The 21,154-nt window shown below is 67.8% G+C and carries 19 protein-coding genes; 10 read left to right on the top strand and 9 right to left on the bottom strand.

All coding sequences use genetic code 11. The features are described from left to right. Nucleotide 1 precedes the first annotated feature (1 nt). The 7 genes from F3J19_RS07720 (at nucleotide 2) to F3J19_RS07695 (ending at nucleotide 5,879) form a co-directional block, all read left to right on the top strand. Nucleotides 2-1,423, top strand: coding sequence for an ATP-grasp domain-containing protein (locus F3J19_RS07720; RefSeq protein WP_167039454.1), 1,422 nt, complete (start codon nucleotides 2-4; stop codon nucleotides 1,421-1,423). Further along, entirely contained in the window at nucleotides 1,398-2,438 is a 1,041-nt protein-coding gene (gene mch / locus F3J19_RS07715) for a methenyltetrahydromethanopterin cyclohydrolase (RefSeq protein ID WP_167039452.1), read from the top strand. The genes F3J19_RS07720 and mch overlap by 26 nt, the downstream gene beginning before the upstream one ends. Further along, on the top strand, nucleotides 2,435-3,451 hold the full coding sequence (locus tag F3J19_RS07710) for a RimK family alpha-L-glutamate ligase (RefSeq protein WP_240158818.1): 1,017 nt from the start codon (nucleotides 2,435-2,437) through the stop codon (nucleotides 3,449-3,451). Before mch ends, F3J19_RS07710 begins: the two co-directional genes overlap by 4 nt. Nucleotides 3,452-3,474: 23 nt before the next feature. Next, nucleotides 3,475-3,609, top strand: a complete 135-nt coding sequence (locus tag F3J19_RS32985; RefSeq protein WP_275691490.1) for a hypothetical protein — start codon at nucleotides 3,475-3,477, stop codon at nucleotides 3,607-3,609. After that, nucleotides 3,606-4,529: a triphosphoribosyl-dephospho-CoA synthase gene (locus tag F3J19_RS07705; RefSeq protein WP_167039450.1), complete on the top strand. Its 924-nt coding sequence runs from the start codon at nucleotides 3,606-3,608 to the stop codon at nucleotides 4,527-4,529. The genes F3J19_RS32985 and F3J19_RS07705 overlap by 4 nt, the downstream gene beginning before the upstream one ends. Nucleotides 4,530-4,666: 137 nt before the next feature. After that, nucleotides 4,667-5,176 (top strand): formaldehyde-activating enzyme, encoded by a 510-nt coding sequence (gene fae / locus F3J19_RS07700; protein WP_167039448.1) that lies wholly within the window; start codon nucleotides 4,667-4,669, stop codon nucleotides 5,174-5,176. A 274-nt stretch (nucleotides 5,177-5,450) separates the two neighbouring features. Continuing rightward, nucleotides 5,451-5,879: a hypothetical protein gene (locus tag F3J19_RS07695; protein WP_167039446.1), complete on the top strand. Its 429-nt coding sequence runs from the start codon at nucleotides 5,451-5,453 to the stop codon at nucleotides 5,877-5,879. 195 nt (nucleotides 5,880-6,074) lie between these two features. On the opposite strand, the gene F3J19_RS07690 is transcribed toward F3J19_RS07695, so the two are convergent. Further along, the gene (locus F3J19_RS07690; RefSeq protein ID WP_167039444.1) at nucleotides 6,075-6,605 is read right to left on the bottom strand and encodes a dihydroneopterin aldolase; all 531 of its coding nucleotides are present in this window, start codon (nucleotides 6,603-6,605) and stop codon (nucleotides 6,075-6,077) included. Nucleotides 6,606-6,980: 375 nt separating this feature from the next. Between F3J19_RS07690 and F3J19_RS07685 the strand changes: the two genes are divergently transcribed. The 3 genes from F3J19_RS07685 to F3J19_RS07675 are packed head-to-tail and all read left to right on the top strand — an operon-like array spanning nucleotide 6,981 to nucleotide 11,089. Then, complete coding sequence (locus F3J19_RS07685; RefSeq protein WP_167039442.1) at nucleotides 6,981-9,080, top strand: sigma-54-dependent Fis family transcriptional regulator; 2,100 nt, start codon at nucleotides 6,981-6,983, stop codon at nucleotides 9,078-9,080. A gap of 3 nt (nucleotides 9,081-9,083) precedes the next feature. Next, entirely contained in the window at nucleotides 9,084-9,728 is a 645-nt protein-coding gene (locus F3J19_RS07680; protein WP_167039440.1) for a flavoprotein, read from the top strand. Continuing rightward, nucleotides 9,707-11,089, top strand: a complete 1,383-nt coding sequence (locus F3J19_RS07675) for a DUF6513 domain-containing protein (protein WP_167039438.1) — start codon at nucleotides 9,707-9,709, stop codon at nucleotides 11,087-11,089. The genes F3J19_RS07680 and F3J19_RS07675 overlap by 22 nt, the downstream gene beginning before the upstream one ends. Nucleotides 11,090-11,191: 102 nt before the next feature. Here F3J19_RS07675 and rpe read toward each other — a convergent pair whose 3' ends face one another. The 8 genes from rpe to F3J19_RS07635 form a co-directional block, all read right to left on the bottom strand. Beyond that, nucleotides 11,192-11,899 carry a ribulose-phosphate 3-epimerase gene (gene rpe, locus F3J19_RS07670; RefSeq protein ID WP_167039436.1) on the bottom strand — a complete coding sequence of 236 codons (708 nt, stop codon included), beginning with the start codon at nucleotides 11,897-11,899 and terminating at the stop codon, nucleotides 11,192-11,194. Between the two features lie 82 nt (nucleotides 11,900-11,981). Next, the gene (fba, locus tag F3J19_RS07665; RefSeq protein WP_167039435.1) at nucleotides 11,982-13,019 is read right to left on the bottom strand and encodes a class II fructose-bisphosphate aldolase; all 1,038 of its coding nucleotides are present in this window, start codon (nucleotides 13,017-13,019) and stop codon (nucleotides 11,982-11,984) included. A 203-nt stretch (nucleotides 13,020-13,222) separates the two neighbouring features. Then, on the bottom strand, nucleotides 13,223-15,403 hold the full coding sequence (gene tkt / locus F3J19_RS07660) for a transketolase (RefSeq protein ID WP_167039433.1): 2,181 nt from the start codon (nucleotides 15,401-15,403) through the stop codon (nucleotides 13,223-13,225). A 110-nt stretch (nucleotides 15,404-15,513) separates the two neighbouring features. Then, a complete protein-coding gene (locus F3J19_RS07655; RefSeq protein WP_167039431.1) occupies nucleotides 15,514-16,386 on the bottom strand; it encodes a phosphoribulokinase in 873 nt (290 codons plus the stop codon). Nucleotides 16,387-16,452: 66 nt separating this feature from the next. After that, complete coding sequence (locus tag F3J19_RS07650) at nucleotides 16,453-17,625, bottom strand: class 1 fructose-bisphosphatase (protein ID WP_167039429.1); 1,173 nt, start codon at nucleotides 17,623-17,625, stop codon at nucleotides 16,453-16,455. A 37-nt stretch (nucleotides 17,626-17,662) separates the two neighbouring features. Beyond that, on the bottom strand, nucleotides 17,663-18,664 hold the full coding sequence (gene cbbX, locus F3J19_RS07645) for a CbbX protein (protein WP_167039427.1): 1,002 nt from the start codon (nucleotides 18,662-18,664) through the stop codon (nucleotides 17,663-17,665). Nucleotides 18,665-18,806: 142 nt separating this feature from the next. After that, on the bottom strand, nucleotides 18,807-19,235 hold the full coding sequence (locus tag F3J19_RS07640; protein ID WP_167039425.1) for a ribulose bisphosphate carboxylase small subunit: 429 nt from the start codon (nucleotides 19,233-19,235) through the stop codon (nucleotides 18,807-18,809). A gap of 159 nt (nucleotides 19,236-19,394) precedes the next feature. Continuing rightward, on the bottom strand, nucleotides 19,395-20,894 hold the full coding sequence (locus F3J19_RS07635) for a form I ribulose bisphosphate carboxylase large subunit (protein ID WP_167039423.1): 1,500 nt from the start codon (nucleotides 20,892-20,894) through the stop codon (nucleotides 19,395-19,397). Between the last annotated feature and the right edge of the window lie 260 nt (nucleotides 20,895-21,154).

Here is a 21,154-nt window from a genome sequence, read left to right as displayed (position 1 = left end):
CATGAAGCCGCGCCGGCCGCCCTCGCCCGCCCATGCGCCCGCGCCGTTCGTCGCGGTCGCGGGGCTGTCGGCGCGCCTGCTCGCGCAGTCCGCGGCGCGCGCGGGCTGGCGCGTCGCCGCGCTCGATATCTTCGGCGACCGCGATACGCGCGCGGCCGCCGAGTGCTGGTTCGATGTTGGTGCGGGAGGCAGTGCAGGCGGCGGTGCGAATGGCGGTGCAAGCGGCGGTGCAAACGGCGGCACGAATGACGATGCAGGCAACGGCGCGAATGGCGGCGCATTGGCGCTCGATCGCGCGCGGCTCGTCGATGCGCTCACGCGCATCGCGCGGCTGCCGCACCTGCTCGGCTGGATCGGCGGCAGCGGGCTCGAACCGCTAATGGCGCCGCTATGCCGCGAACCCGGCCTACCCCGTCTGCTCGGCAACGATGCCGAAACGATCGCGGCGGTACGCGAGCCGCGCCGTTTCTTCGCGCTGCTCGACGCGTTGGGGATCGCGCATCCGGCGGTGTCGTTCGAGCGGCCTGAGCAAGCCGACGGGTGGCTCTTCAAGCTTGCGGACGGCTGCGGCGGCACGCATATCAGACCGGCGGCGGCGGTGGCTGCCGAGGCGACTTCCGCCGCTGTGCCTCAAGCTATGCCCCACGCCGCCCCCCAAGCTATACCTCAAGCCGCACCCCACGCAACCGCGTTCGCCCCACAGCCACGCTCAGCCCCCTCAAAACACGGCTATTTCCAGCGCCTCGGCAACGGCCAGCCGCTGTCGGCGCTATTCATCGGCGCGGGCGGCCGTGCGCATCTGCTCGGTTTCGCCGAGCAGCTCGTCTGTGCGATCGGCGACCTGCGCTTCGTGCATGCCGGCTCGCTCGGCCCGATCGAAATGCCGCCGCCCGCTGCCGCGCGCATCCAGCAGGCACTCGACGCGCTGTGCGCACGCACGGGTCTCGTCGGCCTCAACAGTTGCGACTTTCTGTTCGACGGCAGCGCGTTCGAGGTGCTCGAAATCAACGCGCGCCCTTCCGCGACGATGGCGCTCTACGAAACCGCTTCGCCCGATGCCTGGCCGCGCGGCCTGCTCGCCGGCCATCTCGACGCGTGCCGCCACGGCCGCGCGCCGTCGGACGCGAGCCTCGCGCTCGCGCGCGAGCCGCGCTGGCGGGCCGGCCAGCAGGTGCTGTTCGCGCCCGTGTCGTTCACCGCGTCGGCGGCATTCTCCGACGCCTGCTTCGACGATCCCCACTGCCGCGACGTGCCGATGCCCGGCACCCGCATCGAGGCGGGGCAGCCCGTCTGCACGCTGCTCGCGCGCTCGGCGTCGCTGGATGCGGTGCGGCGCGCGCTCGACGCGCAGCATGCGCGCGTCGTCCAACGAATCGAAACCTGCGACGAACCCGACTATGCCTTCATCCACTGCCACTCCTGACGCCCCCCCACACGCGGCTCCACCCGACGCGCCGCCGAGCGTCAACGCATTGAGCGAGCGCCTCGTCGCCCGCCTCGTCGATCACGCCGCGCGCCTCGGCGTCGCCATCGCGCGCACCGACGCCGGCACCGTGATCGCGGACGCCGGCGTCGCCGCGCGCGGCGGCATCGAAGCGGGCGTGCTGATCGCGCGCATCTGCATGGGCGGACTCGGCCGCGTCGCGGTGCGCGCGAACTTCGACGCCGCCCCGCTCTGGCCGACCATGCTCGACGTGAGCACGTCCGCGCCGGTGCTGGCCTGTCTCGGCAGCCAGTACGCGGGGTGGAGCCTCGCGGCGACCAAGGAGCAGACCGGCGGCAAGAAATTCTTCTCGCTCGGCTCCGGTCCCGCGCGCGCGCTGGCCGTCAAGGAGCCGCTCTTCGCCGAACTCGGCTATCGCGACCGCCACGCGCGCGGCGCGCTCGTGCTCGAAGTGGACCGCCTGCCGCCGCAGGTCGTGATCGACAAGGTGCTGCACGATTGCGGCCTCTCGCCCGACCATCTGACGCTGATCGTCACGCCGACACACTCTGTCGCGGGAACGGTACAGGTGGTGGCGCGCGTCGTCGAAGTCGCGCTGCACAAGGTGCACGTGCTCGGCGTGCCGCTCGACGAGGTCGTCGAAGGCGCGGGCTCGGCGCCGCTGCCGCCGCCCGCGCCGGACGGCATTCAGGCGATGGGCCGCACCAACGACGCGATCCTCTACGGCGGCCGCGTGCATCTGACCGTGCGGCACGACGAGGTCGCGCGGCGCCTCGCCGAGCAACTGCCCGCCGCCAGTTCGCGCGACTACGGCCGCCCGTTCGCGGACATCTTCACGTCGTTCAGTTTCGACTTCTACCAGATCGACCCGGCGCTCTTCGCGCCCGCCGAGGTGTGGGTCAGCAGCCTCGAAAGCGGCGCGACCTATCACGGCGGGCGGCTCGACAGCGCCCTGCTGCAAAACCAGTGGGGCGGCCACGCCGTTGCATCATGAGCCTCGCCCACGAGATGCCGCCGAACCTGCGCGTCGCGATCATGACCGACGAAACCGGCTGGCACACCGGCCGCCTGAAAAAAGCGTTCCGCGCGCGCGGCGCCGACGCGCGTTGCGTCGATCTCGCCGACTGCCGCATCGACACCACCTGGCAGCCGCACGGGCTCGTCGTGCCGGGCTTCGGCCACGCCCTGCCCGACGCGGTGTTCGTGCGCGGCATCGCGGGCGGCACCTTCGAGCAGGTGACGTTGCGGCTCGGCATCCTGCACGCGCTGCGCGAATCGAGCGTGCCGGTCTACAACGACGCGCGCGCGATCGAGCGCAGCGTCGACAAGTCGATGACGAGCTTCCTGCTGCATCGCGCGGGCGTGCCGACGCCGGCCACGTGGGCCGGCGAATCGGCCGCCTTCGCGCAACGCGTGCTGATGCGCGAGGCCGCGGCCGGCCGCGAGATCGTGCTCAAGCCGCTGTTCGGCTCGCAAGGGCATGGCCTCAAGCGGCTCGGCGCGCGGCGCGGCGTGCTCGCGCCGTTGCCGTCGCTCGCGCCTTACCGGCAGGTCGCTTATCTGCAGCGTTATGTGGCCGGCGGACGGCCCGGCTTCGACTGGCGCGTGCTCGTGATCGGCGGCCGCGCCGTCGCGGCGATGCGGCGCGTCGGCGGCAAGGGCTGGATTCATAACTTCGCGCAGGGCGCGACATGCGAGCCCGCCGAACTCGATCCGCTGCTCGCGCGCACGGCCGTGCAGGCCGCCGCCGCGCTCGGGCTCGACTATGCGGGCGTGGACCTGATCCCCAATCCCGACGATGCGGCGCGGCCGCTCGTGCTCGAAGTCAACGGCGTGGCCGCATGGCGCGGCTTGCAGTCGGTCACGCGGTTCGACATCGCGGCGGCGCTCGTCGACGATCTGCTCGATCGCAAGCTGGCGGCCGTGCCGCGGCGCGCGAGCGGGCAGGCCGAGGACAGCGCGGAACACGTAGCAAGCGCCGCGGTTGGACTGCCGGGCGCCGCGTAGGCCGCGTAGGAGAAACGACGAGCATGAGCGCGATGCGCCTGATCCCCATGCTGGAGCGTCATACCGGCACGTTCGACGTGGCCGCGCCGCAACCCGGCCATGCCCGCGCGCCGCTCCGCGCCCTGCATGCGTACCTCATCGCCGGGCCGCGCGCATGAATCCGCCGCCCGTGCCCGAACCCGGCACGCCCCCCTTCGAGCGCGCCCGCGCCGCTTTCCTCGCAGCCTGCACGCTCGACGTGACCACGCCGAAGCCCGGCAACGTCAGCGTGCAAAGCGCCGGACACGGCATGACCGCGGCGCAGTTTCTCGCCAGCGCGCACGCCTCGCTCGACGCGCTGTTCTCGCGCGGCGCGCGCGTCGGCCAGCGCATTCTCGATGCGGTCACGCGCACGCACGCGGCGGCCGGATGCAATACGAATCTCGGCATCGTGCTGCTGGTCGCGCCGCTTGCGGCGGCACTCGACGAAACCGGCCCCGCGCCCTCGGCCCGCGCCTGGCGAGACGCCGCCGAGCGCGTGCTGGAACGGCTCGACATCGACGACGCGCGCCTCGCCTATCGCGCGATCGCGCTCGCCAATCCGGGCGGCCTCGGCGACGCGCCCGAGCAATCGGTCCACGCGCCGCCGACGCTCGGCCTGCGCGACGCAATGCGGCTCGCGAGCGAGCGCGACCGCATCGCGCGGCAATACGCGAACGGTTTCGCGGATATCTTCGACACCGGCCTCGCCGCCTGCCGCGCAGCGCCGGCCGATGCACCCGAGGTGGCGATGCTCAACGTGTTCCTCGCGTTTCTCGGCGGCTGGCCCGACTCTCACATTGTGCGCAAGCACGGGCTCGCGCTGGCGCAGAGTGTCACGCTTGCGGCACGCGAGCAGCACGCGCGCTGGCGGCAAACCCCACTCGCCACGCGCCGCACGCCGGCCGACGCCGAACTCGATGCCTGGGATGCCCAACTGAAGGCGCGCGCAATCAACCCCGGCACCAGCGCGGACCTCGCCGTGGCCACGTTATTCGTCGCGCGCTGCATCGAAGCGGGCCCCGCAGCTCACGTCACGCACGGCGCGCGCGGCACCTGAGCGGGCGGGCGCGATCTGGCACGGAACCTGTTAGTTAGTACCGCCGTGCATCCCTGCACGCCATGCGGCGCCCTGTCCGGACGAGCGCGGGCGGCATCCTGTCAGCAGGTCCATACCTACTCAATTGGAGGAACAGAATGGCCAAGATCAACCGCGTCATGGTCGGAGAGTCGCTGGTCGGCGACGGCAACGAGGTCGCGCACATCGACTTGCTGATCGGACCGCGAGGTTCGGCTGCGGAAACCGCGTTCTGCAACGCCCTCACCAACAACAAGGATGGCTTCACCTCGCTGCTCGCCGTCGTCGCGCCCAATCTGCTCGCCAAGCCGAACACGATCCTGTTCAACAAGGTGACGATCAAGGGCGCCAAGCAGGCCGTGCAGATGTTCGGGCCGGCCCAGCACGCGGTGGCGCTCGCGGTCGCCGACAGCGTCGAGGACGGCACGATCCCGAAGGACGAAGCCGACGACCTGTTCCTCTGCGTCGGCGTCTTCATTCACTGGCAGGCCGACGACGACAGGAAGATCCAGGAGTTCAACTACAAGGCGACGCGCGAGGCGATCCAGCGCGCGGTCAACGGCGAGCCGAGCGCCGCTGAAGTGGTCGCGAAGAAGAACAGCGTCGCGCATCCGTTCGCGCCGAACTGACGGCGCGCGCCCACACGGGAGACGTGTGGCCGCTAGCGCCGGGGTGCCGTCGGCGTGCCGTTCATGGTGTGTCATCGGCGGCGTTGCTGGTGGCCCGCCTGGTGACCCGATTGGTGGCCCCTCGGCGGTCCGGTTGGCAGCCCGATTGGCAACCCTATCGGCAGTCCCGTCTCCTCGCTGCATCCGGTCGCTTCACGAACCGGCGCACCGTCGCGCATCCGCATGCGGCGCGCCGGTTCGTGAAGCGGGTTCAATGCTTTCCCAGAGGCATGACATGACCATAAGCTGTCGCGCGCTGCAAGTCGTTACTTCAGTCCTTACCGTTGCCTGCTTCGCGTTGGCGGCATCGCCCGCCTCGGCGCAGAACGCCGCGCCCCGCGCTTCCGCACAGGCGGGCGGCTACGACTATCCGACCCAGGGCCGCGTGGAGTACGTGCTAGGTTGCATGGACGACAACGGCCACGATTTCGCCAACGTCTACAAGTGCTCGTGCGTGATCGACAAGATGGCCGCGGCCTTGCCGTACGACGAATTCGTCGACCAGTCGACGTTCTCGAAGTACGCGACGCTCGGCGGCGAAGGCGGTGCGGAATTCCGCGTCGATCATGCGAAGTCGCAGACGAAGCGGTTCCGCGACCTGCAGACGAATGCGTACCAGGCCTGCGGCCTGGGTCTGCAAAAAACGCCGACGGCGGCAAAATGAGGCAAGGTCTGCGGAAAACACCGACAACGGCGAAATGAAGCAAGGTCTGCAGCAAACGCCGACAACGGCGAAGTGAGGCAAGCTCTGCAGCGAACACCGACATCGGCGAAGCGCAGCTAAGCCTGCAAAAAACGCCGACGGCGGCGAAGTGAGCTAAAGATCGAGGCGAAAAGCGCGGCGAAGCCGCGGCGCCGCTCAACGCGGCACGAGCCCCGCGCCGAGCGACGCATAGCCGGCCACGCCCGCGCCCGCTGCCGAAGCATCGCCGCGCCGCCGCTCGATCTGCACGCCGACCGCCGCGACGTCGTCGAATTTTGCGGGCTTTGCCAGCGAGACGCGCACCCAGTGCGCGCCGAAATCGGCGATCAGCAATTGCGCGATCGTCTCGGCAAGCGCTTCGAGCAGACGCACGCGATGCGTCTCGAATAGCGCGAGCAGTGCATCGCGCACCGCGGCGTAGTTGACCGTGTCCTCGATGCGATCCGTCGCGCATGCGCGGATCGCCGGCACGCCGATCGCGAGATTCACGCGCACCGGCTGGGCCACGTGCAACTCGCCGCTGTCGATGCCGATGATCGTCTGTCCTATGAAGTTTTCGATGAACACGATGTCCATGCGCTCGGGCAACGCGCACGCAGCCGTACTTTCCCCGGCAAAGGCGGGCGAGAGATCATGCGCGAAAGCACTGGAAAAAGCGCTCAGACGAACGGTATCGAGACGGTCCATGATGGATTGGCACTCCTGTGCGACTTGGCCCAAGGGTTGCATGGCGTGCCGGGAACAGCGGCACGGCGGGCGGCACACTGTGTGCCGAAGTTGCCACAGGCATCTGCCTTCGCCCTGCCGGCGCGGTCATGCATGAGGCAATGGAGCAGGAAAAGCAAATTCCGGGCGCGCTGCGGCAACTCAGTGCGAGTTCCGGTTGAACCAAACCGGCATCGGGCGTAAAGTTTTAAATACCCGCCTGAAAAAAGGGCCGGTCGCGAGGCGCATGCGAACGCAAGATTCCGCGGCGCCAGGGGATGACAGACTTGATAAAGCGGCATTCGCGGTGTGTGCGGCACTGAGGGCACCCGACATGGCGCAACGGAGACAAACCCCATGTCGTTGCTCGCTGACAGCGATACGCATGTCCGAGAAGTGCTGAATGTGGTCAATCATCAATTGACCACGCGCCCCACGAGCGACTCCGTCGCCCAGTCGTGGACGCGCTGCATTAACGAATTCCAGCTGGACCCGTCCCGTTTCGTTCCACCGCCCGTCCTTACGCAGTACGAACTCAGCGCGCGCCGCGAGGCGCTCGGCGATCTGATCGCCTGCTCGAAGCTCGAAATGACGACGCTCTATCAGCAGCTGGCCGATCCCGAGCTCGCGGTCGTGCTCGTCGATTCGGGCGGCGTGATCGTTCATCAGGTGTCCTCGGTGCCGTTCGCCGAAGCGGTCGCCGACGACGGCTTTCGCGTCGGCGCGCTCTGGAGCGAGCGCGAAGCCGGCACCAACGGCATGGGCACCTGCCTCGCCGAGCGCGACTGCATCGCGGTCTGCCAGCACGAGCATTTCTATCCGCGCTATACCTCGCTCACCTGCTCGGCCGCGCCGATCTTCGACGACAGCGGCGAGATCGCCGGCGTGCTCGACGTCACGAGCCGCTCGAAGCTGCTGCAACAGCATTCGCTCGTGCTCGTCGGCATGTCGCGGCAGATGATCGAAAACCGTCTGCTCGACGCGCGCTACCGGCACGCCAACATGATCCACTTCCACAGCCGCCCGGAATTCGTCGGCACGCTGCACGGCGGCAAGCTCGCGGTCGCCGACGACAGCACCGTGCTCGCCGCGAATCGCAGCGCCCTGTTCCAGCTCGGCTTCCGCTCGCTCAGCGAGTTGCGCGGACGGCGCATCGAGGAAGCCTTCAACGCGTCGCTCGAAGACATGATCGCGCGCAGCATTCGCGGCTCGTTCCATCCAGTCACCGTCTATAGCGCCAACGCGACGAACCGCTTTTTCCTCGTCGCGCAGACGCCGCAGAACAGCACCGGGCGCGTCGCGCGCGTGCTCGCGCCCGATAGCGCGCCGGCGTCCCGCGGCAGTCAAGGCAGCCACGCCGCGAGCGGCAACGGCAGCAATGGCAGCAGCGCGGCCGACCGGCACCATGCGGCGGCGCCGAAGCTCGACGAAATCGCCCACCTCGAATTCGGCGATCCGCGCATGGCCTCGCAGATCCAGCTCGGCGCGCGCGTGATCCAGCGCAAGATTCCGATCGTGCTGCGCGGCCAGACCGGCACCGGCAAGGAAGTGTTCGCGCAGGCGCTGCACAGCATCAGCCCGCATGCCGACGGCCCGTTCGTGCCGGTCAACTGCGCGTCGCTGCCGGAGAACCTGATCGAGAGCGAACTGTTCGGCTATCGCGCCGGCGCGTTTACGGGCGCGCAGCGCGAGGGACGGCGCGGCAAGATCGTGCAGGCCAACGGCGGCACGCTGTTTCTCGACGAGATCGGCGACATGCCGCTTGTGTTGCAGGCGCGTCTGCTGCGCGTGATCGAAGAACACGAAGTGACGCCGCTCGGCGCCGAAACCACGGTCAAGGTCAATTTCCAGCTCATCAGCGCGAGCCACCGCAATCTGCTCGAACTCGTGCAGAGCGGGCAATTCCGCGAAGACCTCTATTACCGGCTCAAGGGCGTCGAGCTGAATCTGCCGGCGCTGCGCGAGCGCGTCGACAAGCTGCCGCTGATCCACCACCTGCTCGCCAACGAAACCGGCGAGCCGCCCGAACTGACGCCCGAAGCCGAACAGGCGCTGCTGGCCTACGCATGGCCCGGCAACATCCGCCAGTTGCGGCACGTGCTGCAAATGGCAGTGGCACTCTCCGACGGCCAGCCGATCCGTTGCGAGCATCTGCCGCCCGAGGTCACGCAACGCACCTCGGCCATCGACATGCCGACCGCGCTGCGCCTCGCCACCGCCGACATGGACGCGCATCTGGCCGACGACACCGACCTCTCGACGCTCAACGCGATCCAGCTGAACGAGCGCGAAACCGTGCTGTCGCTGCTCGACGAGCATCGCTGGAACGTCAGCAACGTCGCGAAGGCGCTCGGCATCAGCCGCAACACGCTGTACCGCAAGATGCGCCGGCTGCATATCCGGCTTTCGCACGAAGGCTCGCCGCCCGACGGCATGCCGCTCGATCTCGACGCATGACGCATGACGCGACCGCCCGCACGCCCGAACCCAGGCGAGTCCGCCAGCCAGTCCACTCACGAGCCCGCGCGCGATCTCGCCGACTTCAAGCCGGACGCGCGCTTCGCGTGGTGCGTGACCGGCTCGGGCCATCTGCTCGAAGAGTCGATCGCGCTCGCGCTGCGCCTGCCCGGTGTCGATCTTTTTCTATCGGCGGCAGCCGAGGAAGTGCTGCCGCTCTACGGCTGGCCGCTCGACAAACTGCGCGAAAAATTTCGCGTGCTGCGCGACAACAGCGCGAGCGGCGTGCCGGTCGGCATGCTCTATCACGGCGTCTATCACACGGTCGTGATCGCACCCGCCACCAGCAACACGGTCGCCAAATGCGCCTATGGCATCTCCGACACGCTGCCGACCAACATGTATGCGCAGGCCGGCAAGCAGTGCATCCCCGGCATCGTCTTTGCATGCGACACCGAACCGAGCGTGATTACGCATAGCCCGAACGAATGGGTCGAACTGCGTCCACGGGCGATCGAACTCGACAACGTCGAGCGTCTCGCGCGCTTCGAATACACGACGCTCGCGCGCTCGCTCGGCGAACTCGAAGCGGCGCTCGCTCAACGCCTCGCGACTCTCGACCTCGCATGGACCACATCCTCTTCCTGACCGGCCGGCTCGCCGAACCGAGCCTGCTACGCGTGCTCGACGGCATGGCGCCGACGCCGTTCAGTTGGGAAGTGCGCGAGATCGGCCTGCAGGTCGCCGCGCTGATGACGGCCGACATGATCCGCCGCAGAGTGCCCGCGCCGCTCGCCGCGCAACGCGTGATCGTGCCGGGCCGTTGCCGCGGCGATCTCGATACGCTGAGCGCGCACTACGGCGTGCCGTTCGAGCGCGGCCCCGACGAGGTCAAGGACTTGCCGCAGTTCTTCGGCCACAAGGCGAAGCCGTTCGATCTGAGCCGCTACGACACCGAGATTTTCGCGGAGATCGTCGATGCGCCGCGCCTCGATCTCGACGGCATCGCCACACGCGCGCGCGCGTATGCGAGCCAGGGCGCGGACGTGATCGACATCGGCTGTCTGCCGGATACGCCATTTCCGCATCTCGAAGACGCGGTGCGGCGCCTGAAGTCCGAGGGCTATCGCGTCAGCGTCGATTCGATGCGTAGCGACGAACTGCTGCGCGGCGGCCGCGCGGGCGCCGACTATCTGATGAGCCTGAACCTCGACACGCTCTGGATCGCCGACGAAGTGCCGGCCACGCCGATCCTCGTCGCGCGCGAACCGGGTGACCCGGCCTCGCTCGATGCCGCGATCGAGGCACTGGGGGCGCGCGGCCGCGCGTTTCTCGCCGACCCGATTCTCGACCCGATTCCGTTCGGCCTCGCCGCCTCGGTCGCGCGTTACGTGCGGCTGCGCGAGCGCTATCCCGACATCGCGATCATGATGGGCATCGGCAACGTGACCGAGCTGACCGAAGCCGACACGAGCGGCATCAACGCGGTGCTGCTCGGCATGGCGGCCGAGTTGCGCATCGGCGCGGTGCTCACGACCTCGGTGAGTCTGCATGCGCGGCGCGCGCTGCGCGAAGCCGACGTCGCGCGCCGCGTGATGCATGCCGCGCGCGACGCGCAGGTGCTGCCGAAAGGCATCAACGGCGATCTCGCGACGGTTCACGCGAAGCGCCCGTTTCCGTATAGCGCGGCGGAAATCGACGAGCTTGCGCACGGCGTGCGCGATCCGAATTTCCGCGTGCAGGTCAGTGCCGAGGGCATTCACGTCTACAACCGCGACGGCCATCGGCGCGGCGACGATCCGTTCGCGCTTTATCCGCAACTGAATCTCGAGAACGACGGCGGCCACGCGTTCTATATGGGCGTGCAGCTCGCACGCGCGGAAATCGCGTGGCGGCTCGGCAAGCGCTTCGATCAGGACCAGCCGCTCGACTGGGGCTGCGCGGTCGAGCGGGCTGAGGAAGACCTCGGCGTGTGGTGCGCGCCGGGGGAGACGATGAAGAAGCGCTGAAAAACCGCGGCGAACGCGCTGATGAGTGGACCTGGAGCGAACCGACAGCGGATCTGAAGCGCGCACCCGAAGCGAACCTGAAGCGACCCCGAGGCGCCGCCCTCATTGCGGCACCGCGATACCCGTCCGTTCCTCGACAGTCGCCAGTTCCGCGCGCAGGCCGCGAATCGCCTGCGCGCGATCGTCCGCGCCGAACACCGCCGAGCCGGCGACGAACACGTCGGCACCCGCCTCGGCGATCCGCGCGATATTCAACACCTTCACCCCGCCGTCCACTTCGATCAGAATCGGCCTGCCGGTGCGCTGCATCGCCGCGTCGACGCGCGGGCGCAATAGCCGCAGCTTGCCGAGCGTCGCCTCGATAAACGCCTGGCCGCCGAAGCCCGGGTTGACCGACATCACGAGCACGACGTCGAGCATGTCCAGCACATGATCGAGCACCGCGAGCGGCGTGGCCGGATTCAACGCGAGCCCGGCTTGCGCGCCGTGCGAGCGGATCAGCTCGATGGTCCGGTGCACATGCAGCGTCGCTTCCGGATGAAAGCTGATGAGGTTCGCGCCGGCCTCGGCAAACATCGCGACGAGCGGATCGACCGGCGTGGTCATCAGATGCACGTCGAACGGCAGCGTCGTATAAGGCCGGATCGCCTCGCAGACGAGCGGCCCGACCGTGAGGTTCGGCACGTAGTGGTGATCCATCACGTCGAGATGAATCCAGTCCGCGCCGGCCGCGCTCACGTCGCGAATCTCATCGGCGAGCCGGGCAAAATCCGCCGACAGCAGCGACGGAGCAATCAGGAATTCGCGCATCGCGTTCTCCCTCGTTTTCCTCGTGTTGGTTCGTTTTCCCTGGTTTTTCCCGCGTTTTCCCGCGTTTTTTCCTGAGCGTGGCTCAGTGATAGCGGTGCGCCATCGCATCGAGCGGCAGCGGCTTGATGCGCGCGGCCTGCCCTGCGCAACCGAATGCCTCGAAACGCTCGACGCAGATCGCGCTGGCCGCCGCCGTGGCCGCCTTCAATGCCGCGCGCGGGTCGAACTCGGCGCGCGCGTTCGCGAGCGACTTGCGCAGCGCACCGCTCATCGCGAGCCGGATGTCGGTGTCGATGTTGACCTTGCGCACGCCATTCGCGATGCCGCGGCGGATTTCCTCGACTGGCACGCCGTAGGTGGCCGGAATCTCGCCGCCGTATTCGCGGATCACCGCGAGCCATTCCTGCGGCACCGACGACGAGCCGTGCATCACGAGGTGCGTGTTCGGCACGCGCGCGTGAATGTCGGCGATGCGGTCGATCGCGAGAATATCGCCGGTCGGCTCGCGGCTGAACTTGTACGCGCCGTGCGAAGTGCCGATTGCGATCGCGAGCGCATCGACGCCGGTCGCGTCGACGAAACGGCGCGCCTCGTCGGGATCGGTCAGCAGGTCCGCGTGTGTGAGCCGGCCTTCTGCGCCGACGCCGTCTTCCTCGCCGGCGGTGCCGGTTTCGAGCGAACCGAGGCAGCCCAGTTCGCCCTCGACCGATACGCCGACCGCATGCGCGGCATCCACCACGCGGCGGCTTACCTCGACGTTGTAGTCGTAGGCGGCGGGCGTTTTCTGGTCGGGCAGCAGCGAGCCGTCCATCATCACCGACGTGAAGCCCGAGCGGATCGCCTGCTGGCACACGGCCGGGCTCGCGCCGTGATCCTGATGCAGCACGAGCGGAATGTCCGGATGCGCCTCGATCGCCGCGAGCACCAGATGGCGCAGATACGGCTCGCCCGCGTATTTGCGCGCGCCCGCCGACGCCTGCAGGATCACCGGGCTGCCGGTAGCCTCGGCGGCCCGCATGATCGCGTGAATCTGCTCCATGTTGTTGACGTTGAACGCGGGCACGCCGTAGTCGTGTTCGGCCGCGTGATCCAGCAGTTGCCGCAGGGTGATGAAGGCCATGGTTCGTTCCTCAGGACTCAAAAAATGAAAGCGGATCGGGGGCGCAATGGGGGCTCGGTGCGTGGTGCCGATTACCCGGCGTGGGTTGCCCGCGATGCGGGTTGCCCGGTGCCTATGACTCGGTGCCTATGACTCGGTGCTTGGGACTCGATGCTCAGGGCTCGATGATTAGGACTCGGCGCTTCGGGCTCCGCGCCCGATGCTCAGCGTGTCGCGCCCACAACGCGCCGCGCTTCGTCCACCACCGCCTGCGTGTTCAGCCCGAAATGCTCGAACAACGCGGCGGCCGGCGCCGATTCGCCGAACGTATCGATACCAACCACGCCGCCGTCGAGCCCCACGTATTGCCGCCAGAACGCGCACACACCCGCTTCGACCGCGACGCGCGGCACGCCCGGCGGCAGCACCGCGTCGCGCCATGCGCGCGGCTGGCGGTCGAACACGGTCGTCGACGGCATCGACACGACACGCGCGGCGATGCCGGCGGCGGCGAGCGGCGCGACGGCATCGAGCGCAAGCGCGACTTCGGAACCGGTCGCGATCAGCACGATCCGAGCGACGGGTTGTGCGGGTTGTGCGGGTTGTGCGGGTTGTGCGACGGCTTGCGCCGCTTGCTCGCCCGGCGCTTGCAACATATCACCCGGCCAGTCGCGCAGCACATAACCGCCCTGCGCAATCGCGGCGATCTGCTCGCCCGAACGCGTGACGAACGGCAGGTTCTGCCGGCTCAGCAGCAAACACGACGGCCCCGGGCGTTCGACCGCGCTGACCCACGCCTGCGCGGTCTCAACCGTGTCGCACGGACGCCATACGTCGAGCCCGGGAATCAGCCTGAGGCTCGCGGCATGTTCGACCGCCTGATGAGTCGGACCGTCTTCGCCGAGGCCGATCGAATCGTGCGTGAAGACGAAGATCGAGCGCGTCTTCATCAGCGCGGCCATGCGCAGCGCGTTGCGCGAATAGTCGGAGAACGTGAGGAACGTGCCGCCGAACGGCAGATAGCCGCGATGCAGCGCGATGCCGTTCAGCACCGCGCTCATGCCGAATTCGCGCACGCCGTAGTGCACGTAGTTGCCGCCGCGCAGGCCGCCGCCGTTTCCGTTGCCATCGCTTCCATTGCCATCGCTTGCGGCGCTTGCATCGCAGCCGACCTCGACCGCGCCCGGCCAGTCGGTCAGGTTCGAGCCGGTCAGGTCGGCCGAGCCGCCGAGCATTTCCGGCAGGCTGCGCGCGAGCGCGGCGATGGCCTGCTGCGAGGCCTTGCGCGTCGCGAGCGTGGCGGCCGCGCCATCGGCATCGCGCAGCAGCGCGCGCACCGCATCGCGCCACTGCGCGGGTAACTCGTTGCGCACACGCCGCTCGAACTCGGCGGCCTCGTCCGGATAGTGCCGACGATACGCCTCGAAGCGCTCGCGCCACCCGGCTTCGTCGGCGGCACCGCGCGCGCTTGCGTCGAACTGCGCGCGGATTTCGTGCGGAATCACGAACGGCGCATGCGGCCAGCCGAGCGCGAGGCGCGTGCGCGCAACCTCGTCGGCACCGAGCGGCGCGCCGTGCACGTCATGGGTGCCGGCCTTCGACGGCGCGCCCTGGCCGATCACCGTGCGGCAGCAGATCAGCGTCGGGCGGCCGGCGCCGCGCGCCTGCTGCAACGCGCGATCGACGGCCTCGACGTCGTGGCCGTCCACCTCGCGCACGACGTGCCAGCCGTAGGCCTCGAAGCGCGCGGGCGTATCGTCGGCGAACCACTGCGTGACATGACCGTCGATCGAAATGCCGTTGTCGTCGTAAAGCACGGTGAGCTTGTCGAGCTGCAGCGTGCCCGCGAGCGATGCCGCTTCGTGCGAGATGCCTTCCATCAGACAGCCGTCGCCCACGAACACATAAGTGCGGTGATCGACGATCCGATGCCCGGGCCGGTTGAATTCGCGCGCGAGCAGCGCCTCGGCGAGCGCCATGCCGACGCCGTTCGCCAGCCCCTGGCCAAGCGGCCCAGTGGTCGTTTCGACGCCCGGCGTGACGCCCACCTCGGGATGCCCCGGCGTCTTGCCATGCAACTGGCGAAAGCGCTTCAACTCGTCGAGCGGCAGGTCGTAGCCGCTTAGATGCAACAGCGCGTACAGCAGCATCGAGCCGTGTCCGTTGGACAGGATGAAGCGGTCGCGATCAGGCCAGGCCGGGTTGCGCGGATTGTGTTTCAGATGCCGGCTCCACAGCGCGACGGCAATCTCGGCCATGCCGAGCGGCATGCCGGGATGGCCCGATTTCGCCGCTTCGACGGCATCGATCGCGAGCATGCGCAGCGCGTCCGCCATCGGGCCGGTGGCCGAGGAAGAGGCCAGGGTAGCGATAGATGCAATAGAGGGTTGCGCGGCGGCACTCATCGAATCTCTCCTTGCGAAATGAACACGGGCTGCGCCGGCGTGGGGCCGGCGCGCGGCAGCCGCATTCGGTTCGGACTTCAAGCACGCATCGGGCACGCATCGGACACGCCTCAGGCGCGCGAGCGCCGGTCGATCAGTTGCAGGATCATCGGCGTGAAGATCAGCTGCATCGCGAGCCCCATCTTGCCGCCCGGCACGACGATCACGTTCGGGCGCGACATGAACGAGTCGTGCAGCATCGTCAGCAGATACTGGAAGTCGATGCCCTTCGGCCGCGCGAAGCGGATCACGACGAAGCTCTCGTCGGGCTGCGGAATCTCGCGCGCCGTGAATGGATTCGAGGTGTCCACGGTCGGCACGCGCTGGAAGTTCACGTGGGTGCGCGAGAACTGCGGGCAGATGTAGTTCACGTAGTCGGGCATGCGCCGCAGGATCGTGTCGACCACCGCTTCGTGCGAGTAGCCGCGCATCGTCTGATCGCGGTGCAGCTTCTGAATCCATTCGAGGTTGATGATCGGCACGACGCCGATCAGCAGATCGGCATGCCGCGCGACATCGACCTTGTCGGTCACGGCCGCGCCGTGCAGCCCTTCGTAGAACATCAGGTCGGTGCCGGACGCGACCTCTTCCCACGGCGTGAAGGTGCCGCCGTCCTGCTTGTAGAGCAGCGCCTCGGCCGCGTCGTGCACGTAGTGGCGAAACTGTCCGCCGCCGTTTTCGCCGTAGCGCGTGAACAGCGTTTCGAGTTCTTCGAGCAGATTCGCCTCGGGGCCGAAGTGGCTGAAATTCGGCGCGCCGTCGCGTTCGTGCTCCTTCATGGCCGCGCGCATGCCGTGGCGGTCGTAGCGATGGAACGCATCGCCCTCGACGATCTGCGCATTGATGTGCTCGCGTCTGAAGATGTGCATGAAGCTCTTCATGACAGTGGTGGTGCCCGCGCCGCTCGAGCCGGTCACCGCGATGATCGGATGTTTGACTGACATGCGTTTGCCTCCGGATAACTGCGTTCTGTGCGCCGAGCGCTGGACGGACCCGCGCCCGGCCGCCCGTCATGCCGTGAAGTCCGGCAGGAACAGCGAGCGCGTGCCGAACAGCGGCGACGTGAAGGGCTTGTCCTCGCCGCGGTCGTATTCGCCGTGATAGCGCGCGATGCGCTCGACCTCGTTCTTCGAGCCGAGGATCACCGGCACGCGGCCATGCAGAGTCTGCGGACGAACGTCGAGAATGCGTTCGCGCCCGGTGATCGAAAGGCCGCCCGCCTGCTCAACGAGGAAGCTCATCGGGTTCGCTTCGTAGAGCAGGCGCAGTCGCCCTTCCATCGCCGGCGTTTTCGAATCGCGCGGGTACATGAACACGCCGCCGCGCATCAGGATGCGATGCACTTCCGCGACCATCGACGCGATCCAGCGCATGTTGAAGTCGCGCGCGCGGCAACCGCTGCGGCCGTCCTTGCACTCCTGCACGTAGCGGCGCACGGGCGGCTCCCAGAAGCGCTCGTTCGAAGCGTTGATCGCGAATTCGGCGGTGTCCTCGGGAATGCGGATATTCGAATGCGTGAGCACGAAATTGCCGATGTCGCGTTCGAGCGTGAAGCCATGCGTGCCGTTGCCGACCGACAGCACGAGCATCGTCGAGGGTCCGTAGACGGCATAGCCGGCCGCGACCTGTTCGCAGCCGGGGCGCAGGAATGCGGCCTGGCTGGCCGGTTCATGCGCGGGCTCGTTGGCGTGCTCATTGGCATGCCCGTTCGCTGGGTTATTCGCCGGCTCACTCGCTACACGCTCCGCCGCGCCGCGCACGCGCAGCACCGAAAAGATCGAGCCGACCACGCCGTTGATGTCGATATTCGAGGAACCGTCGAGCGGATCGAACGCGAGCAGATAATCGCCGCGCGGGTAGCCGGGCGGAATCGCGTACACGTCTGCCATTTCCTCGGACACCATCGCCGCGAGCAGGCCGTCCCATTCGCAGTGCTGTACGAAAACCTCGTTGGTCGCGACGTCGAGTTTCTTCTGCTCCTCGCCGTGCGTGTTGACGGTTTGCGCGGAACCGTAATGGCCGCCGAGCGCGCCCTTCGTGAGCATCGCCGAAATCGACTTGATCGCGGCCGCCACGTCGATCAGCAGCGCCGAAAGTCCCGCCATCCCCTGCGTACTCGCGGACGGCTGGCGGTCGAGTGTGTCGATCAGAAATTTCGAAAGTGTCGTGCGTCCGTCCTGCATGGCGTTCTCCCTGGAAACGATGATTCGGTATCCCGATTCAGCCCGGCGGTGCCGCGACTGCCTGCGCCGGCGGCGGCTCGTCGAACACGCGGCTCGCGCGCACGTCGGCGGCGTCGATCAGCGTGAGCGCGGCGGCATCGATCGGCGCGCCGCCTTGCAGCGCGCTCGCGAACAGGCGGTTCGCCTGGCGCAGCCGCGCGCGGTCAAGCGCATTGCGCACCGAGCGCGCATTGGCGAAATTCGGCTGACGGATGCGGCGCGCCAGATAGTCGGCAAACGCGCGGCGCGAGGCCGCATCGAAGCGGTAATGCAGGGTGCCGAGCATGCGCTCGGCGATGTCGAGCAACTCCGTTTCCGCATAGTCGGGAAACGTGATGTGATGCGCGATGCGCGAACGAAACCCGGGATTGCTCTCGAAGAACACTTCCATACGCGACGCGTAGCCGGCGAGGATCACGACCAGATCGCTACGCTGGTTCTCCATCGTCTGCAACAGGATCTCGATCGCTTCCTGGCCGTAGTCGCGCTCGTTTTCGGGGCGATACAGGTAATACGCCTCGTCGATGAACAGCACGCCGCCCATCGCGCGCTTCAGCACGTCGCGCGTTTTCGGCGCGGTATGGCCGATGTACTGGCCGACGAGGTCGTCGCGCGTCACCGAAACCAGGTGATTGCGGCGGATATAGCCGAGCCGGTGCAGCACCTCGGCCATGCGCAGCGCGACGGTCGTCTTGCCGGTGCCGGGATTGCCCGAGAAGCACATATGCAGGGTCGGCGCGCCGCCCGCGAGACCGAGCGAGGCGCGCGCGCGTTCGACCAGCAGATGCGCGGCCACTTCGCGGATGCGCGTCTTCACAGGCGCGAGCCCGACCAGATCGCGTTCGAGTTCGTCGAGCACGTCGCCGATGCCCGAGTCGCGATAGAGCGCCGCGAGGTCGACTTGCGCCGGGGCGGGTTGCGAGGCGCGCGCGGGTTGTCCGGTCTCGCCGGCCTGCGCGGCAGGCGGCGAGGTTGCATCGGCTAGGGCGGCGTCCGTCATGATTGCTCCTTGCTGCGGGTCGGCGCGCGGCTTGTCCCGGGGTTGGCGGGGCGGCTTGTCGCCGGGTTCGGCCTGGTTCGCAGCCAGGTTCGCGCGCATCGCCTCACGTTGCATGGTTGCGTCGTTGCATCGTTCGCGGACCTCAGCCCGCTTCGCCATAGCGCTCGCCAGCCGGCCGGTCGCTCGCATAGCCCGCGATGCCGTAGCGCTGCACGCGCCCCTGCACGTCCTGACGTTGCAGGCGGAAGCCCGGCTCCACGTCGGGCCGGTTGACGATGAACGACAGCCGCATCGTCTCGAACGTGCGCACCGAATCGAACGCATTGACCTTGATGTAGTGCTGCGGGCGCGCCGCGCGGCACGCGTTGATCTCCTGCAATACGCCGGCCGCGTCGTGCAGATCGAACATCGGCAGGCCCCACATTTCCCAGTACGTATTGCGCGGATGCGGGTCGTCGGTGAATTCGACCGAACAGGCCCAGCCCTGGCTCAGCGCGTAGTCGATCTGCAAGCCGATTTCCTCGTCGGTTAGCTCGGGCAGAAAGGAGAACGTTCCTTGTGTAATGCGCATGACGAACCTCGTTGATGGCTCATGGATGGATACTGCGCTCGGCACGGCGTCAACGGTCCCCGCGCGCGATGCCGGGGCACCGCGCGGCTGAGTTGCTGCCTTGAATGAACGGCAGTTGGCGCCGGGCCTGCGGGCCGCTGCGCGGCCCGCTCAAAACCCTCAGGCCGCTGTCGGCGTCACCGCGAAATCGGGCGTATCGGTCGAGGCGTAGTTGAACGTCACGTCCTTCCACGTATCGAGCGCCTGCTTGAGCGGCGTACACCAGCGCGACGCGGCTTCGAGAATGTCGGGCCCTTCGTGCAGAATGTCGCGGCCTTCGTTGCGCGCCTTCACCATCGCTTCGAGCGCGACACGATTCGCCTGTGCGCCGGCCTGAATGCCGGCCGGATGGCCGATCGTGCCGCCGCCGAACTGCAGGATCGCGTCGTCGCCGAACAGGTCGAGCAACTGATGCATCTGCCCCGCGTGAATCCCGCCCGAGGCCACCGGCATGACCTTGCGCAAGCCGGCCCACGGCTGGTCGAAGAAGAGGCCGCGCGACAGGTCGACCTCGTTGCGCGCCTCGCGACACACGTTGTAATAGCCCTGCACCGCCAGCGGATCGCCTTCGAGCTTGCCGACCGCGGTGCCCGCATGCGCATGATCGACGCCCGCCATGCGCAGCCATTTGGCGATCACGCGAAACGAGATGCCGTGGTTGCGCTGCCGCGTGTACGTGCTGTGCCCCGCGCGATGCAGATGCAGGATCATGTCGTTCCTGCGCGCCCAGCGCGACATCGACTGAATCGCGGTCCAGCCGATCACGAGGTCGATCATCACGATGCACGAGCCGAGCTCCTTCGCGAATTCGGCGCGCTCGTACATGTCTTCCATCGTGCCGGCCGTCACGTTCAGATAGTGGCCCTTCACCTCGCCGGTTTCCGCCTGGGCGCGGTTCACCGCTTCCATCGAAAACAGAAAGCGGTCGCGCCAGTGCATGAACGCCTGCGAGTTGATGTTCTCGTCGTCCTTCAGAAAATCGAGGCCGCCGCGCAAGCCCTCGTAGACGACCCGCCCATAGTTCTTGCCCGAGAGGCCGAGCTTCGGCTTGACCGTTGCGCCGAGCAGCGGCCGGCCATACTTGTCGAGCCGCTCGCGCTCGACCACGATGCCGGTCGGCGGCCCCTGGAAGGTCTTCAGATAGGCGACCGGAATGCGCATGTCTTCGAGCCGCAAGGCCTTGAGCGGCTTGAAGCCGAACACGTTGCCGATGATCGAGGCCGTCAGGTTCGCGACCGAGCCTTCTTCGAACAGGTCGAGTTCGTAGGCGATATAGGCGAAGTACTGCGGCTCGTCGGCGCTCGACGCGGGCACCGGCTCGACGCGATACGCTTTCGCGCGATACATGTCGCAGGCGGTGAGGCGGTCGGTCCACACCACGGTCCACGTCGCCGTCGACGATTCGCCGGCCACCGCCGCCGCCGCTTCCTCGGGCTCGACGCCGGCTTGCGGCGTGATGCGAAACAGCGCGATGACGTCGGTTTCCTTCGGCTCGTAGTCCGGCTGCCAGTAGCCCATCTCGCGGTATTTCATGACGCCTGCCGCGTAGCGCTCGCGCTGGCCGCGCGGATTGCCCGAATGACGCTCCGGCTCGATCACCGGTTGACTGAAATCGTTCATGAGGTGTCCTCGAATGTGGCAAGCGCGCTGCCGGAATGACGCAGCGCTTGAGTTGCACTGTAGGCACGGACACGCCCGAGGGGAATTCACGATTTTATTTGGCAGACTTAACCGATCCGTTATCGGTTGCACATCGTGACGCGCCGTTTCGGGACACGCATGAAGACGGGGCGCAAATGGCCCGCAGGTGCGGCGAGTACGGCGTGACACCATCGCCGCACTGAGCGGACGCGCGATGGAACACTTTGCTTCGTTTTTGC

The sequence above is a fragment of the Burkholderia sp. Ax-1724 genome, from assembly GCF_011752995.1.
In the GTDB taxonomy this organism is placed as follows: domain Bacteria; phylum Pseudomonadota; class Gammaproteobacteria; order Burkholderiales; family Burkholderiaceae; genus Paraburkholderia.
The sequence above is the reverse complement of the archived record's forward strand: the minus strand, read 5'-3'. Positions and strand labels throughout refer to the sequence as shown.

Excerpts from the sequence above, each read along its gene's own strand:
- F3J19_RS07695 (WP_167039446.1), top strand. The coding sequence starts at position 5,451 with ATGACCATAAGCTGTCGCGCGCTGCAAGTCGTTACTTCAGTCCTTACC.
- F3J19_RS07680 (WP_167039440.1), top strand. The coding sequence starts at position 9,084 with ATGACGCGACCGCCCGCACGCCCGAACCCAGGCGAGTCCGCCAGCCAG.
- F3J19_RS07635 (WP_167039423.1), bottom strand. The coding sequence starts at position 20,894 with ATGAACGATTTCAGTCAACCGGTGATCGAGCCGGAGCGTCATTCGGGC.
- F3J19_RS07675 (WP_167039438.1), top strand. The coding sequence starts at position 9,707 with ATGGACCACATCCTCTTCCTGACCGGCCGGCTCGCCGAACCGAGCCTG.
- F3J19_RS07640 (WP_167039425.1), bottom strand. The coding sequence starts at position 19,235 with ATGCGCATTACACAAGGAACGTTCTCCTTTCTGCCCGAGCTAACCGAC.
- rpe (WP_167039436.1), bottom strand. The coding sequence starts at position 11,899 with ATGCGCGAATTCCTGATTGCTCCGTCGCTGCTGTCGGCGGATTTTGCC.
- fba (WP_167039435.1), bottom strand. The coding sequence starts at position 13,019 with ATGGCCTTCATCACCCTGCGGCAACTGCTGGATCACGCGGCCGAACAC.
- tkt (WP_167039433.1), bottom strand. The coding sequence starts at position 15,403 with ATGAGTGCCGCCGCGCAACCCTCTATTGCATCTATCGCTACCCTGGCC.
- cbbX (WP_167039427.1), bottom strand. The coding sequence starts at position 18,664 with ATGACGGACGCCGCCCTAGCCGATGCAACCTCGCCGCCTGCCGCGCAG.
- F3J19_RS07720 (WP_167039454.1), top strand. The coding sequence starts at position 2 with ATGAAGCCGCGCCGGCCGCCCTCGCCCGCCCATGCGCCCGCGCCGTTC.
- F3J19_RS07690 (WP_167039444.1), bottom strand. The coding sequence starts at position 6,605 with ATGGACCGTCTCGATACCGTTCGTCTGAGCGCTTTTTCCAGTGCTTTC.
- fae (WP_167039448.1), top strand. The coding sequence starts at position 4,667 with ATGGCCAAGATCAACCGCGTCATGGTCGGAGAGTCGCTGGTCGGCGAC.
- F3J19_RS07710 (WP_240158818.1), top strand. The coding sequence starts at position 2,435 with ATGAGCCTCGCCCACGAGATGCCGCCGAACCTGCGCGTCGCGATCATG.
- F3J19_RS07650 (WP_167039429.1), bottom strand. The coding sequence starts at position 17,625 with ATGCAGGACGGACGCACGACACTTTCGAAATTTCTGATCGACACACTC.
- F3J19_RS07685 (WP_167039442.1), top strand. The coding sequence starts at position 6,981 with ATGTCGTTGCTCGCTGACAGCGATACGCATGTCCGAGAAGTGCTGAAT.
- F3J19_RS32985 (WP_275691490.1), top strand. The coding sequence starts at position 3,475 with ATGAGCGCGATGCGCCTGATCCCCATGCTGGAGCGTCATACCGGCACG.
- F3J19_RS07655 (WP_167039431.1), bottom strand. The coding sequence starts at position 16,386 with ATGTCAGTCAAACATCCGATCATCGCGGTGACCGGCTCGAGCGGCGCG.
- F3J19_RS07705 (WP_167039450.1), top strand. The coding sequence starts at position 3,606 with ATGAATCCGCCGCCCGTGCCCGAACCCGGCACGCCCCCCTTCGAGCGC.
- mch (WP_167039452.1), top strand. The coding sequence starts at position 1,398 with ATGCCTTCATCCACTGCCACTCCTGACGCCCCCCCACACGCGGCTCCA.